The following is a 15,707-nucleotide window of genomic DNA, read 5'->3' as shown; positions in this document are numbered from 1 at the left end:
ATTCTATCCTTAAATCAAATAAATTCTAAAATTCTATTACCTCAAAAGTCTAAATACTTTATCGTGATTATATTATAAAGCAAAAACTTTAAAATCTAAAGCAATATATTCCATATTTTTGTGTTTAGGAAAAGGTTATTATCATATCAAAAGGAGGAAATAAATGAAAGAAAAAATAATACATAGGGAAGAGAAGCTTTACAAAGACCCGAAATTACTTGCTAAGTTTATAATTCTCAGTGCAATTGGAATATTTGCCTTTTTCGTGCCTATCAAGGTGGATGACAAATCGACAATCCCATTAGAATATGTAATTTCACTTTTTATTAACAGCTTACCAAAAGTTGCAACAGCTTATGCCTTTATCATCATTATGATAGGTGCCTTTAGACCTTTTGTGAAGGGAACTTGGAAGACTGATAAAGTCACTATAATATTCTCTTTCACAAAATTAATTGGGGCATTCTTCACACTCTATTTATTCTCTGGTTACGCACCAGAAGCAGTTGCAAGAGATGACCACGGTCCATTCTTGTTTAACTCACTGGCAATACAAGTAGGTACATTAATTCCAATTTCAGCAATTTTTATAACTTTCTTAATGGACTACGGATTTATTGATTTTATAGGAAACTTTTTGAGACCAATAATGAGAGCAATCTGGAAGACTCCTGGTAGGACAGCAGTAATTGCAGTAGCAGCCTTTATGGGATCAACTGCAGTTGGGGTAATGATGACTGACGACCTATACAGGGAGAGAAAGTATACACAAAGAGAAGCTGTGGCAGTAGTAACAGGCTTTACTACAGTTGCAATATCCTTTTTAATAGTAATTGCGAACACAACTGATCTAATGGAATATTGGGGCGAATATGTTTTCGTTTCACTATTTGTTACCTTTGCACTTAGTGCCATAACAGTTAGAATTCCACCAATTTCAACAACATCAGATAGATACTACAAGGACATGGAAGGTTACCCAGAAGAAAAACTTGAAGGCAATCTATTTATGGCATCACTTAATGAAGGACTTACACTTTGCAAGGAAGCAGGCCCTGTTGTTCCAAGAACCACTAAGAATGTCTTAGATTCCTTTAACCTAGTATTTGAAGTTCTGCCAAACTTTATGTCAATCGGTCTAGTTGCACTTATAATTGCAAACTACACACAAGTATTCGACTACTTCGGATATATTTTATATCCACTTACACTTTTACTTAGAATACCTGAGCCACTACTAGCAGCAAAGGCTGCCATGTTAGGACTTGCTGAAATGTTCCTACCAGTAATGGTGGTAACAAAGGCTCCTCTAGTTACAAGATTTATAATCTCTGTAATGAGTGTTGCTCAAGTAATTATGTTCTCAACTACAATCCCTACAATTGTAGCATCTGAGATTGATGTTTCCATTAAGGACCTAGTAATAATATGGTTTGAAAGAACTATATTCTGTTTCTTAATCACTACGCCTATAGCATTTTTGTTAATTAAATAATTTAGAAAGTTTATTGTTTTAAAATTTTTACAGAAAAAAAGGAGATAATTATGTTTTACGAACCAAAGAAAAATAACCACGGACTAAAAAAGAACCCATTTAAATCATGTTCAGTACCAAGAGTAATTGGCTGGATTTCAACTAAGAACCCAGATGGAACAGACGACATTGCACCATACTCACAATTCACAAACCTAACATTTGACCCACCACTAGTTTTATTCTCAGCTAACCAAAACGTATTTGGTGACAGAAAAAACACTGTTAAAAATATCGAAAGAACTGGAGAATTTGTTTACAACATGGTAACTGAAGATCTTGCACAAGCAATGAACGAATCTTCAATTGCAAGTGAAGACTTTATGGACAAATTCGAACACTGCGGTCTTGAAAAAGAAGAATCCAAGCTTGTAGATGTTGCAAGAGTTAAGGGTTCACCTATCCAATACGAGATAAAATACGTTCAAACAATTAGACTTCCAGGTGTTGACACACTTAACACAATCGATATCATTATCGGTGAAGTTATTGGAATCCACATTGACGACAAGTTCATAACTGACGAAGACAAGATTGATATCTGCAGCATTAAACCAGTTGCAAGACTTGGATACTTCGACTTCACAGTTGTTAATAACTCCTTCACAATGGACACTCCAAAGATTGACCCAGAAAAACAAGCTCTTGTTGACAAGGGACTTGAGGGTATAGCTGGCAAATAAGGGTTACTAGGGAATAAAAATTAACAAAAATATTAAATAACAACAGCTTAATATAATTTACGTGCCTCACGCTCCCTTATTTATAGTCTTATTAGATTTTTGTAAATTCATAAAATTTTATGAGTCCATAATTTTCTTATGAGTCTATAAACTTTTACTGACTTATATTTTTTTACTATCTCATAAAATTTTACTAACTCATACTTTCTTAATATTCAAATGTGTTTTAAAAACCAAAGCTTAAATTATCTAATAAAATAAAGTTATCCTAATTTTTATGCTTAAGTCAAAATAATAACTAGGTTTGTACACAAAAAGAAGAACTTGGGAATATGGTTAATCCATAAAGTCCTAGGTTCTTTTCTTTTTTTATTTTACAAAAATCTTATAGTCTGCATAGCCTTCTTTATCCATATCTTCATAGGGGATGAAGTCAAGAGCTGCTCCGTTGATGCAGTACCTAAGTCCGCCCATGTCTATTGGTCCATCAGGAAAGACGTGACCAAGGTGGGAGTTTGATGACTTAGACCTCACTTCTGTCCTTACCATTCCATAAGAAGTGTCCACTTCTTCATCGAGATAGGTTGAAAGGATTGGTCTTGAGAAGGATGGCCAGCCACAACCTGCGTCAAACTTGTCTGATGAAACAAAGAGGGGTTTTCTCGAAAGCTTGTCTACATAAATTCCCTTCCTATGTTCAGCATTTAAGTCACTTGTGAAGGGCCTTTCTGTTCCAGAGTTTGCCATAACTTCGTAGGAAAGATCATCAAGGGCTTCTCGCTTAGACTTATTTAAAAATTCTCTTTCGTCATCAATTATTGGTTCATCTGCCAAGCTCAAGTTGATGTGGCAGTAGCCCATGGGATTCTTGTCAAGATAAGCTTGGTGGTAGTCCTCTGCCTTTACAAAATTTTTGATGGGAGAGATTTCCACTGCAAGCTTGCCAAGTTTTTCTTCTTCATAGGCTATGAAGTCCTTAACAATTTCTTCTGACCTTGTGTCTCCTTCTTCCCAATATATTCCTGTCCTGTATTGTCGCCCTATGTCATTTCACTGCCTGTTAATAGACTTGGGATCAATGATCCTAAAGTAGTGGAGGAGGATCTCTGTTAGGGAGATGCGTGAGAAATCGTAATATATTTTTACTGTTTCTGCGTGGTCTGTCCTTGCCACAGATTCATAATTTGTTTCGTCGCTAATGCCATTAGCGTAACCAACTAGGGTCTTCTTTATTCCCTTTATTCTTTTGAAGTAGCCTTCAGTTCCCCAAAAGCATCCACCTGCAAGATAAATAATTTTTATGTTTTTCATATTATCACCTAGGTTACCTTTACCCAAAACTTGCAAATAAATATAGGGATTGCTGAACTCCTAATAGGGGACAACTTCATAATTAATTATTTTTTCTAAGCTTCAACTCTCGCTTAAATAACTTTTTATTTTTTTATAAAGGCGAAGAATCAAATCAATTAGATCTTAAAAGCAAAATAATTTTCTAAGTAATAATCTTTTATACTAATTAAGTAAATTTGAGTAAGTTCTTTAAAATAAAATTTTTGAACTTGTTATACTAGGTTTATAAAAATGATAATGCGTATCATTTACAAGTTGCTAATATTTTGTCTATTCTCTAATATAAGAAATTTTTCTGCTAATTTCTTTAAATTCTTCACAAAATATTAGCTAACTTATAATAAGGAGGAATTATGAATAAAAAATTTAGACTATCGCTAGGTGTCTTGGCTTTATCTGCAACTCTTCTTGTTGCTTGTAACAAGGAAGAGTCTAAGAATGAGCCTAAGGAGAACAAGGCTAAGGTCGAACAAAATGTAGCAACTAAGGCTGATGATAAGTCTGCTGATGAAGTTACTCTTTCTGACTGGGACGGCGAATGGAATAACATTTCCAACTATCTTGATGATCCTGGCCTAAAGGGTGCTTACGAAGAAGTTGCTAAGAGAGATAATATCACTGAAGATCAAGCTAAAAAGAACTTTGCTGATCACGTTGCAGTTGATTTCGGAGCTATAAAGGTTGATGGAAATAGCATAACTTTCTTAAAAGGACCTGAAGGGGAAGAAATTGACAAGGCTGACTACAAACTAGTAGACAAGCACCCAATCGAACACGGTGGAAAAACTCTTTATTGGTACGAGTTTACTTCTAATGGAAAATATCCAACAATTTTATTGATGCCAGTTCACGGCGAAGACCACATGCCACACTTCCACTTAAGAGTTGGAGGAAGTGCTCAAGAAATGTTAGCTAAAGATGACTGGTACCCAACATTTGTTAGTCCAACAGTAACTATCGATCAAGTTTACGAAGAAGTTGCTGAATAATATTTCTATTTATCCCATCCTCGATGCTTCATCGAGGATATTTTTTTAAGAGAAAGGAGACTTTATGTCAAAAATAATAAAAATTATGACTGTATTTCTCTTGGCTTTTTCTCTAGTTGCTTGCAAGGCAGAAAAAAGTAAAGACGCAAAACCTGTCGTCTACACTTCCTTTTATCCAGTTTACAGCTTAACTAAAAGCGTAGTTGGTGACACTGTGGACCTAAGGATCCTGATGCCAAAAAACCAGGACCCCCACCTCTGGGAGCCAACTCCAAGAAAGATAAAGGACCTGTCAAATTCTGACTTGTTAATTATAAATGGGGCCAATATGGAACACTGGGCAGATACAATTGCCAATACTCTTCCAAATTTGGATATCCTAAATCTTGCCAGTGGGGTTAATTTAATTTCCTACAAGGGGGCTGCTGCTATTGGAGACTTCCAATACATGGTTGCTGGCGACTTTGATAAGGAAACCTACTCCTTTGAATTTGGTCACACACACGAAGATAATATGAGGATTGCCTTCCTCTATTGTGACAAGGACTACTCTGAAAAGGACCTTATTAAGATGGGTCGAAAGATAATGGAGGACCCTGGCGAAGATGTTCCACAAAAGTCCCTAATAAAGGTTGAGGACAGGAAGACTTATAAGCTTGAGATGGGCCATGAGCATGGAGAAATTTATTACAAGCTTCCTAAGAAGGGCAGGTGGATTATGTTTAGCGACAGAATTTCCACAGACCTACTTTCTTATAAGATGCTTGATGCCCATGGAGATGATATGAAACTAGATGTCCTTCGTGATACTTCAACTACTAACGAGGACAAGATAACCTACGATCCTCACTCTTGGATGAGTATTAGAAATGCCAAGAGATATGTAAATGATATTGAATACAAGATGTCCAAGCTCTATCCTGAAAACAAAAATATCTACAGGAAGAATGCTTCCAAGACTTTGAGAGAGCTTACAGCCTTGGACTACAAGTACAGGGACCTCTTTAAGAAAACTAAGAGGAAGGAATTTATTGTGAGTCACTTTGCCTTTGCCTACCTTGCCAAGGACTTTGACCTCATCCAATATCCTCTCCAAGGTCTCACAAGTACAGATTCTCCAAGTATAAAGAAGATCACCAAGGCCATAGATGATGCAAGAAGCAGAAATATAAATACAATCTTTTACGAATATGGGATGCCAGAAAATGGGGCAGACATAATCGCAGAGGAAATTGGTGCTGACCTAAAAGGCCTAATATCCATGGAGTATATTAACAGGGATATTGAAAGGAACGTTGGAGATGACTTTATAGATATGATGGAATACAATTTGAAAAATATATATGAATCATTGAGGTGATATATGAAGGCTATTGAAATAAAAAATGCCAACTTTGCCTACGATAGGGATACAGTCCTTAAGGACTTAAACCTGACCCTGATGAACAAGGAGAAAATCACTATCATCGGTGGCAACGGAGTTGGTAAGACAACTTTAATAAAAATAATTATTGGGGAGCTCAAGCTAAGGTCTGGGGAAATAAAAATCCTTGAAGAAGACCCAACCCTTGATTCACTTAAAAAGATTGGTTACGTTCCTCAATCACAAAAGGAAAATTTATATACCTTCCCAATTTCTGTCAAGGAGCTTGTAACCCTACAGCTCTACGAAAGTATGGGGATGATAAAAATTCCAAGAAAGGTCCACTACGACAAAACTATGGAACTTTTAAAGAAGATGAACCTAGAGAAGTACGCAGACTATCCCCTAAGGGACTTGTCTGGTGGTTTGAGACAAAGGGTTGTTATCACAAGGGCCCTTATGAACAATCCAGAAATTTTAATTTTTGACGAGCCAACATCAGGTGTTGATGAAAATTCAAAGAGGCAATTTGCCAAAACCCTTGAAGACTTAAACAAAAATTTTGACGTATCCATAATTTTAATAACCCACGAGCTAGACTGGGTGAAAAACAATTTGCAAATGGATAAGTTTTACGAACTAAAGAAGGGAGGTCTTGAACTTGTTACAGTATAGCTTTATGATTAGGACCCTCTTAGTTTCCTTTATGATTTCCATAATAATTCCCCTCATTGGGATTGTTATTGTTAATCGTGGGACTTCTATGATGGGGGATGCCCTATCTCACGTTTCACTAGCTGGGGTTGCCTTAGGACTAATCCTTTCCATCAATCCCCTAATTGGTGCCATCTTTGCTTGCGTCATTGGAGCCTTCTCCATTGAAAAAATCAGGAAGAAGTTCCCCCAATTTGGTGATATGGCAACTGCCATAATAACCTCTATGGGACTGGGACTTGCCGCCCTCTTGTCAGACTTTTCACCAGGAGGAAGCAGCTTTGATGCCTATCTCTTTGGAAGTATTGCATCAGTATCAAAGCTTGACGTGGTAATCGTCCTAATTACCTTTATACTTGTTGTTGCAATTTCTTTAATTTATTATTTTGGTCTCCTCTCCATCGCAATTGATCCTCAACTTGCCAAGATGAGCGGGGTTAATGTGGCGAGAATTAATTCAATCTTCACACTTTTATCTGCCCTTACAATTGCCCTTTCAGCCAAAATAATTGGTGCCCTCATGGTGACATCACTTATAGTTTTGCCCGTGGCATCATCACTATTAATAAGTAAATCCTACAAGGCAACCTTCCTTAACACCTTGGTCCTTGGACTTATTTACACCCTAAGTGGTGTTATCCTGTCCTACTACTTCGACCTAAAACCAGGTGGAGCAATAGTTGTTATTGCCTCCCTAGGAATGCTAGTATGCCTCTTGATTTCAAAATTAAAAAACAAGAATTAAGTGAAGTCTGCAAGTTATCTTGCAGATTTTTCTTTTGTGGTTTTAAGTGCTACATCGACAAAATTTAGTACAAAATTAAAACATTGACTTATTATATTCTGAGGTGTTAATTTATATTTATAAAAACGCTTCCATCATCTTTATTTAGATAAAGAAAACATTTTTATAAAAGGGAGCCAAGGAGGTAATTATGAAAAATAGAAAGAAGAGATTATTGATTGCAGGTCTTGCATCTAGCATGGTCTTATCCATGGCAGTTCCAACTTTTGCCTGCACAGGTATTATCGTTGGTAAAGACCTAACTACTGATGGTTCTTTTATCTTTGGAAGAACTGAAGACTACCAAAGAAATAGGACTATGAGACTTGTAACTCACCCACGTGGAGAAATTAAAAAGGGCGATAAGTTGGTTGATGTCAACAACGGATTTACATACATACACAAGGAAGACTCTTTGAAGTTTTTCTCAACTCCAGACTCTTCTAAGAAGCCAAAAGACATGGAGCAAGGTGTCTACGATGCAGCTGGCTACAACGAAGCAGGTGTAGGTATCTTCTGTACAGTTTCAGCTAGCCCATCAGACGAAGTCTTAAAGGCTGATCCTTTTGTAAAAGATGGTGTTAACGAAGCTAGTATGACAACTTTCTTACTTGCACACGCAAAATCAGCTAGGGGCGCAATTGAACTTTTGGCAAAAACTATTGATGAGCAAGGTGCTTCAATGGGTGACATTGTTGCCTTTGGCGACCAAGATGAAGTTTGGTACATGGAAATTTACACTGGCCACCAATATGTTGCTATTAAGTATCCTGCCGACAAATTCAGTATCTTCCCTAACGATTTTTGGCTAGGTGGCGTTGACCTTAAAGACAAAGAAAATGTAATTGCATCAAAAGACATAGTTGAAGTTGCAAAGAAGGCTAAGACTTATAAGGAAAATGCTGATGGTCTAATGGATATGGCTGGATCCTATGGTCCTAAGGAAATTAGAGATACATCTCGTTCAAGAGTTTGGTCTGGTATCCACGACCTTGACCCTAACTCAAAAGTTCCTTACGATGCAAAGAGATTTGACTTATTAAATGACCTATCAGAAGGCAGCGAAAAAATAGACATCACTCATGCCCTAAATGTATTTAGAAACAGACTTGATGGAACTGAATTTATTCCATCAGACAACAAGGCTGAAAGAAAGGCAAACCCTAAGACTCACAAGAGACCAATTGGATCTATTAACACAATGCAAGCCCACATCTTCCAAATCAAGGAAGGTTATCCTAAAGAAGCTCCAGGTCTTATGTGGATGACTCTAGGAAGTCCACTTAACATTCCTTGGATTCCAATTTTCCCTGACATCAATGACTCCACAGCTGAAGCAAAAAATGATTCACCAGTTTATGATGCAAACTCTTACTACTGGGTTGGCTCATCTGTTAATGATTTAGTTTCTGGCAACAGAGAAGCACTTGGCGAATCAACTAGAAAAACTGTAACAGACTTTGAAGCTAAAATCATGAAGGACCTTCCTCAAGTTGAAAAGGAATGGATTGAACTTTATTCTAAAGACAAGGCAAAGGCAGCTGAATTCTCAACTACTAAGACAATGGAATGGGAAAAAGAAGTATTTGACCTAGAAAAGGGACTACAAAAAGAACTTTCACAAGTTTCTAAGGCTGACTTAATTGATCACTGGGCAAGAAAACCTATTATTGATGCCATCAACAAGAAATTAATGGTGGGCACAAGTGACCTTACCTTCTCTCCAAATGAAAAAATCACTCGTGGAGAGTTTATCACTATACTTGGAAGACTTGGCAAGGTTGACACAAAGAAATACGCTGAAGTTAAGGACAAGAGCATTGAAGTTGGCAAGTTCTACACTGAATATATGAACTGGGCTGTGGAAAAGAAACTTCTTCCAAAGACTTCAAAAGCAATGGCTAATGAAGACATAACTCGTGAAGAAATGGCATACACTTTGGCAGCTTATCTAAAATTAATGGGCGACGACTCTTCAACTCTTAAGATGGTAGTCTTTGATGACCAAAAGGAAATCTCTGACTGGGCTCTTGGCGAAATTGAATTCCTAGTTAACAAGGGGATCCTAAGCGGAACATCTAACAACAAGTTCTCACCTAAGGCAAACTTAACAAGGGCAGAAGTAGCACAAATAATTTCAAAGCTTGATAAGTAACTTGCTTAATAAAATTTAAAAATGTGGAAACAAAGAAGGTGGCTCAAGCCACCTTCTTCATAATTCATATTCTTATTCTTCTTCATCAAAGTTCTTATACTTTGATAAAATTTCCATAAATTGTTTGCCAGTTATAGTTTCTTCTTCTAACAAGAATTCAGAAAGCTCCTTCATAGCATCCCTGTTATCTGCAATTAATTTTCTTGCATTATCTTGTGCTGATTTAACAATCTTAACCATGAGGTCATCTATTTCTTTCCTAGTTTCTTCAGAACAATTCATATTTCCATTGTCGCCCATATATCTTGACCCAGAGTCTTGGAACTTAACCATGCCAAACTCGTCAGCCATACCATATTGGGTGATCATAGACCTGGCAGTTTCTGTTGCCTTCTCAATGTCGTTGGCAGCACCAGTGGAAACTTCATTAAAGATAACTTCTTCCGCTGCACGTCCTCCGCAAAGAGTTGTGATGTGGTTGATTAAATCTTCTCTTGTGTAGAGATTTTTTTCGTCCTTAGGCACCTGCATAGTGTAACCTAGAGCTCCTGAAGTCCTTGGGATAATTGTAATTTTTTCCACAGGTTCAGACCCAGTTTGAAGAGCCGCAACAAGGGCATGACCGATTTCGTGGTAAGCAACCCTCTTCTTTTCTTCTGGAGAAAGTATGTCTTGCTTTCTTTGGGCACCTGCAATTACAACTTCAATAGACTCTTGGATGTCCTCTTGACGGACCTTGTCGTGACCCATCCTAACTGCACGAAGGGCAGCCTCGTTTAAGATATTTGCAAGTTGGGCACCTGATGCACCAGCAGTTGACCTTGCAATAAGTGAATAATCAAGGTCATCTTCCATCTTGTAGGACCTTGCGTGAACCTTTAAGATTTCAATCCTGTCCTTTAGAGTTGGAAGCTCAACCCTGATTTGCCTGTCAAACCTTCCTGGTCTTAAAAGGGCTGGGTCAAGAATCTCTGGCCTGTTAGTTGCAGCAAGCATAACAATACCAATATTGCCATCAAAACCATCCATCTCAGTCAAAAGTTGGTTGAGGGTTTGTTCTCTTTCATCGTTGCCAGAAATTCCTGCTGAATCTCTCTTCTTACCTATAGTATCAATTTCGTCAATAAAAATTATACATGGGGCATTCTTCTTCGCCTCTTCAAAGAGTTCCCTTACCTTAGCTGCACCACGGCCCACAAACATTTCCACGAATTCAGAACCTGCAATAGAAAAGAAGGGAACGTGACTTTCCCCGGCTACTGCCCTGGCAAGTAGGGTCTTACCAGTTCCTGGAGGACCAACAAGTAGGGCGCCCTTAGGACACTTGGCACCAATGTCTGTATATTTTTTTGGATTTTTTAAGTAGTCCACGATTTCCACCAGGGACTCCTCAGCTTCCTCTTGACCTGCAACGTCATCGAAGTTTACAGTTTCGCCGCTTGGTTCGTACTTTTGGATTTTCTTTCCGCCACCAAAGATGCCGCCGCCAAAACTTTCCATCCTCTTAGTCATTGCCCTTTGTAGAAAGAAGAATAATAGGATTGGAAATCCCCAAGTCATGACAAAGTTCATAAATAAACTTGGCTTTTCTGGAATTTCAGAAGAGTAATCAACATTTTTCTCTTCAAGGTCCCTAACTATGTCTGGGTCTTCCATCCTTCCAGTCTTGTAGATTTTTTTGTCTCCCTTAAGCTTGTAGAGGATTTGGTCTGGTTTAAAGTTTACCTCTGCAATTTTATCTTGACTCAAGTTCCTCCTAAAGTCTGAATAAGAAGAACCTTCTATGCTGTTTTGTGTCACCATTGGCAAAATTAACCAGTTTAAGGCAAAGACTGCCAAGATGGAAATCAAATAATATCTAAGTAAATTGTACTTGGGTCTCTTGTTGTTGTCCTTATCTTCCATATTATAAACCTCCTTAGGGATGAAATTTTTTAAAAATAAAAACCGGATAAAAATCCGGCTTAAATATCTTTCTTATTAAAGGTCATCTTCAATTACAGAAGATTTTGAATATGCAGATGGTCTTGCTTCAAAGAAGTCTGTCTTGATTTGGTTAGGATCAGAGTATTCGCTAACCCACTTCATTGATTCTGGTTCCTCGATATTTTCATCGAAGAGGTTGCCAAAACCAAGATTTCTGGAACGCAAGTTGCCAAGGTACGTGATGTAATCTTCAATCATCTTTTCATTGAGACCCTTAATTTCATCGCCTATGACATACTTACCCCAAGCAATCTCTTCCTCAACACCCTTTCTAAGCATTTCTTTGTATGCCTCAATATTTTTATCTGTAAATATTTCTGGCTCTTCCTTTTTCATTTCAAGGATGATGCTTCTGAATAACCAAAGGTGAGTGTTCTCGTCCCTATTGATGTATCTAATTTCAGAAACTGTGCCAGGCATCTTGCCCATTCTTCCAAGATTGTAGAAGAAGGAGAAACCTGAGTAGAAGTAAATTCCTTCTAAGATGTAGTTGGCTATTAGGGCCTTCATAAAGTTGTCCAAGTTTTCATCTTCGTAGAAGTCTTGGTATTGGTCCCCAATAAATTTGTTTCTCTTTAATAGGACTTCGTCATCCTTGTATTGGTAGAGGATTTCTTCCCTCTCTTCTGGAGAACAAATTGTGTCCAAGATGTAGGAATAAGATTGAGAGTGGATGGACTCTTGATAACCTTGGATTGAAAGGCAAAGATTGATTTCATTTGCTGTTACATAGGATTGTAACTTTGGTATCTGAGCAGTTTGCAGTGAGTCAAGATAAATCAAAAAAGATAAAATCTTGTCATAAGCAGTTTTTTCAGCCTTGTCAAGTTCCCTGTAGTCCTTCACATCTTGGGAAAGATTAATTTCCTCTGGTATCCAAAAGTTGTTCATAGCTTGGCGGTACCAATCACTTGTCCAGCTATACTTCAAGTTGTTGAAGTCATTTAGGTTTGTTGTGTTGCCATTGATGACCCTTCTCTTGGAAGTTTCAATGTCTCCCTTTTCATTAAAGAGACCTCTTTTTGAAAGTTGCATATTTCCTCCTTAATAATAATTTGTAACGATTTTATAAATTTTTATGACTTTATAAAAAATTACGACTTCATAAAAATTTACGACTTCATAAAAAATTACGACTTTATAAAAAATTGTAGCTTCACAATAATTTATGATGCACAGTAGTCGCAGTCTTCAACCTCTAAAGACTTACTTCTCACATAATAAACAGACTTTAACTTTTCCTTGGCTGCCTTGATATAAAGGTTGAGGATCTTTCTCATTGTGAAGTCAGTTGTTATATAGAAGTTAATGGACTGAGCCTGGTCAATGTGCCTTTGCCTAATAGCTGCAGCCTCGATTACAAAGTTTTGGTCAAGCTCGTGAGCATTTTCATAGAGCCAGAAGCTTTGTGGAGTAAGATCTGGTGCCACCCTTGGAAGGATTGAACCCTTCTTTTCTTCCAAGAAGTACCTATTCATAATTGGGTCAACACCTGCACTTGTTGCAGCGATAATTGAGGTTGAACCTGTTGGAGCAATTGCCATAATGTAACCATTTCTAAGTCCGTTTGTCTTCACATCTTCTCTTAATTTATTCCACTTGGCATCCTTGTAGCCACGAAGGTCGAAGTAGTTTCCATTTTCCCAATCAGAGCCTTGGAAGAAGTCATAAGATCCCTTTTCCTTGGCAATCTCCATAGAAGCAGTAACTGCGTGGAAATTTATCCTTTCATAAAGGTCGTCTGCCCACTTCAAGTGGTCTTCTATATCAGAAAATGCCATTCCAGCCTTTACAAGGGCATGGTGGTATCCAGAAGTTCCAAGGCCTATGGACCTATACTTCCTATTTGTCACCTTGGCATAAGGGATTGGGTAGTAGTTAAGGTCAATAACATTGTCAAGGGCCCTTACAGTTGTTGCAACAATGTCCTTTAACTCCTTGTCATCTTCAAGATTTATATTTCCAAGGACAAGGGAAGCAAGGTTACAAACTACAAAGTCACCAGGCTTAGTCTTTGTCACAATTACTTCGTCCCCATCTTCAGTTTCTATTGTAGTATCTAGGGTTTCAATGGCAGACATATTTTGCATAATTTCTGTACATAGGTTTGAAGAATAAATCATGCCCATATGCTTGTTTGGATTCATCTCATTTACATTGTCCCTGTAGAAGGCAAAAGGTGTTCCAGTTTCTGTAAGGGACTTGATAATAAGTCTAACAAGGTCTTTGACAGACATTTCACGACGGGATATAGATTCATCTTCAATACATTCTCTGTACTTTTTTTCCCATTCCTTGCCGTAAAAGTCCTCAAGAGAATAGCCCTTCTTTTCAAGAACTTCGTGGGGATCAAACATATACCAAGTTGCGTTTATATCCTTCTCTGCTAGTTCAAAGAATAGATTTGGATAGGAAATAGCAGGGAAGATGTCGTGGGCCTTCATCCTGTCGTCACCATTATTTGTACGAAGTTGTAAAAATTCTGGAATGTCCTTGTGCCATACATCAAGATAGCAGGCAACAGAACCTTGACGAACTCCCAGTTGGTCAACGGCAACAGCAGTGTCGTTGGCAAGCTTTATCCATCTTATAACGCCACCAGCAACTCCCTTGAAGCCCCTGATGTCAGATCCCGTTGCACGAACCTTTCCGAAGTAAAGTCCCATTCCTCCACCATGCTTAGAAATTTGGGCAAAGTTATCAATGGAACGATAAATTCCCTTTAAAGTATCTGGCACTGTGTCAATAAAGCAGGATGAAAGTTGGTTGTAAGGCTTTCTAGCATTAGACATAGTTGGTGTTGCAACAGTAACCTTTAGGCTAGAGTAAATGTCGTAGAACTTCTTAGCCCAGTAAATCCTATTTTCTTCAGGGATAGCAAGGTGCATGGCAATTCCCATAAACATCTCTTGGATAGATTCCACAAACCTACCATCGTGGCTCCTGATTACATACCTCTTGATTAAGAGGTCAAGACCAGAATAATTTAAGAGCCTGTTCCTTGAATTGTCGATATATTCCTCTAGCTCAAGAATATCTTCCTTAGAATAATTTTCTAGGATGTATTTGCCGTAAAGACCCTTCTCAGTTAAGAAGACAATCTTTTCATAGAAATTGTTGATCTTAAAGTCTTCTAGGTTTGTCTTGATTTTCTTTTCAAGATCGTAGTTTAAGAAAAGGGCTGCGATAAACTCCCACCTAGGGGCATCCTTGTCTGTAAGTTCACTTGCTGCCTTGATAATTTCAGAAAGATAGGCATCTTGACTTTGGTCCTTCTTCACAAAGGATTCAAACTTCTTGTACAAGTTCTCAAGCTCGTACTTCTTTGGGTCATAAGTCTTTCTCACAAACTTCAAAATCTTTAGGACCTTGCCGTCAGTGATGTAGTTGGCGAACTTGTCTAAGATTTGTCTTTCTTCAGAATGTCTATTCCTGTAAAGGATGTAGGCCTTTACAACTTCGATTTCCTTCTCATCAATTAGCTTTAGCTCAACCAAATCCTGAATTTCTTCCACAGTAGGTGGCTTCTTTGGGTCATAGTTTTTTAATAAGCTTTCCTTGATGTCAAGGGCATAGGCGTTGATGACAGAATCAACATAGGCTTTTCCAACAGAGTCAAAGGCTTTTTCGATGGCATTCTTTATCTTTAAATGATTGAAGTCCACCTCTCTCTTATCTCTTTTTAATATTTTCATAAATCCCCCATATAGTAGAATTTTTATTTAAAAGTTTTCAAATACTACTATATAGTACCATAAACAAAATTTAATAAATAGCTTTAAAGTAGATAAAAAATAATCTTAGTAATTTGTTCCTTACTTATAAGGCTATAACTTTTTTATTTTAATAATATTAATATTCGAGTGCACTAGGTGGTTATCAAATAATGGGCGCTAAACAGTTTGAATTCGATCAATACAGGATGAGTGGATATAAGAGATAAGAATTATCTTTACTATTAAATAGGAAGATTGCAATTCTTGAATAAAAAATTCACATCAAGCTAGACTCAAAAAAAAGAAGCATGACTTGGCTTCCTAATAAAATATTTATGTTATTTAAAACCAAAAAAATCCCAAGAGACTTTGTGTGGTGACCCCATAAAGTTGGACCTAATACCAGGACTGGTAGTTTACTAGTTCTGGT

General features: G+C 37.5%; 10 protein-coding genes and 1 pseudogene. 7 read left to right on the top strand and 4 right to left on the bottom strand.

Annotated features, from left to right (window positions below; translation table 11 throughout):
• The first annotated feature begins 163 nt into the window (after positions 1-163).
• Both CAN42_RS02905 and CAN42_RS02900 read left to right on the top strand, forming a co-directional pair.
• Positions 164-1,495 (top strand): YjiH family protein, encoded by a 1,332-nt coding sequence (locus tag CAN42_RS02905; protein ID WP_085875461.1) that lies wholly within the window; start codon positions 164-166, stop codon positions 1,493-1,495.
• Positions 1,496-1,545: 50 nt separating this feature from the next.
• Positions 1,546-2,217, top strand: a complete 672-nt coding sequence (locus CAN42_RS02900; RefSeq protein WP_062571364.1) for a flavin reductase family protein — start codon at positions 1,546-1,548, stop codon at positions 2,215-2,217.
• A gap of 369 nt (positions 2,218-2,586) precedes the next feature.
• Here CAN42_RS02900 and msrB read toward each other — a convergent pair.
• Positions 2,587-3,528: pseudogene (gene msrB / locus CAN42_RS09215) on the bottom strand (peptide-methionine (R)-S-oxide reductase MsrB).
• Between the two features lie 395 nt (positions 3,529-3,923).
• On the opposite strand from msrB, the gene CAN42_RS02890 reads away from it, so the two are divergent.
• From CAN42_RS02890 to CAN42_RS02870, 5 genes are all read left to right on the top strand, one after another.
• The gene (locus tag CAN42_RS02890; protein WP_062571366.1) at positions 3,924-4,559 is read left to right on the top strand and encodes a ZinT/AdcA family metal-binding protein; all 636 of its coding nucleotides are present in this window, start codon (positions 3,924-3,926) and stop codon (positions 4,557-4,559) included.
• A 64-nt stretch (positions 4,560-4,623) separates the two neighbouring features.
• Positions 4,624-5,919: a metal ABC transporter substrate-binding protein gene (locus CAN42_RS02885; protein ID WP_085875460.1), complete on the top strand. Its 1,296-nt coding sequence runs from the start codon at positions 4,624-4,626 to the stop codon at positions 5,917-5,919.
• Positions 5,920-5,922: 3 nt separating this feature from the next.
• Positions 5,923-6,597 (top strand): metal ABC transporter ATP-binding protein, encoded by a 675-nt coding sequence (locus CAN42_RS02880; protein WP_085875459.1) that lies wholly within the window; start codon positions 5,923-5,925, stop codon positions 6,595-6,597.
• Positions 6,584-7,381, top strand: a complete 798-nt coding sequence (locus tag CAN42_RS02875) for a metal ABC transporter permease (protein WP_062571369.1) — start codon at positions 6,584-6,586, stop codon at positions 7,379-7,381. Before CAN42_RS02880 ends, CAN42_RS02875 begins: the two co-directional genes overlap by 14 nt.
• Positions 7,382-7,571: 190 nt before the next feature.
• On the top strand, positions 7,572-9,575 hold the full coding sequence (locus tag CAN42_RS02870) for a C69 family dipeptidase (RefSeq protein WP_085875458.1): 2,004 nt from the start codon (positions 7,572-7,574) through the stop codon (positions 9,573-9,575).
• Between the two features lie 72 nt (positions 9,576-9,647).
• Here the strand turns inward: CAN42_RS02870 and ftsH are convergent, their stop codons facing one another.
• From ftsH to CAN42_RS02855, 3 genes are all read right to left on the bottom strand, one after another.
• Entirely contained in the window at positions 9,648-11,480 is a 1,833-nt protein-coding gene (ftsH, locus tag CAN42_RS02865; protein ID WP_085875457.1) for an ATP-dependent zinc metalloprotease FtsH, read from the bottom strand.
• Between the two features lie 75 nt (positions 11,481-11,555).
• Positions 11,556-12,596: a ribonucleotide-diphosphate reductase subunit beta gene (locus CAN42_RS02860; protein ID WP_085875456.1), complete on the bottom strand. Its 1,041-nt coding sequence runs from the start codon at positions 12,594-12,596 to the stop codon at positions 11,556-11,558.
• A gap of 131 nt (positions 12,597-12,727) precedes the next feature.
• The gene (locus tag CAN42_RS02855; RefSeq protein WP_085875455.1) at positions 12,728-15,256 is read right to left on the bottom strand and encodes a ribonucleoside-diphosphate reductase subunit alpha; all 2,529 of its coding nucleotides are present in this window, start codon (positions 15,254-15,256) and stop codon (positions 12,728-12,730) included.
• Positions 15,257-15,707 lie beyond the last annotated feature (451 nt).

The organism is Peptoniphilus vaginalis (genome assembly GCF_900176605.1).
Classification (GTDB): domain Bacteria; phylum Bacillota; class Clostridia; order Tissierellales; family Peptoniphilaceae; genus Peptoniphilus_A; species Peptoniphilus_A vaginalis.
This window is presented reverse-complemented; position numbering and strand designations above follow the sequence as displayed.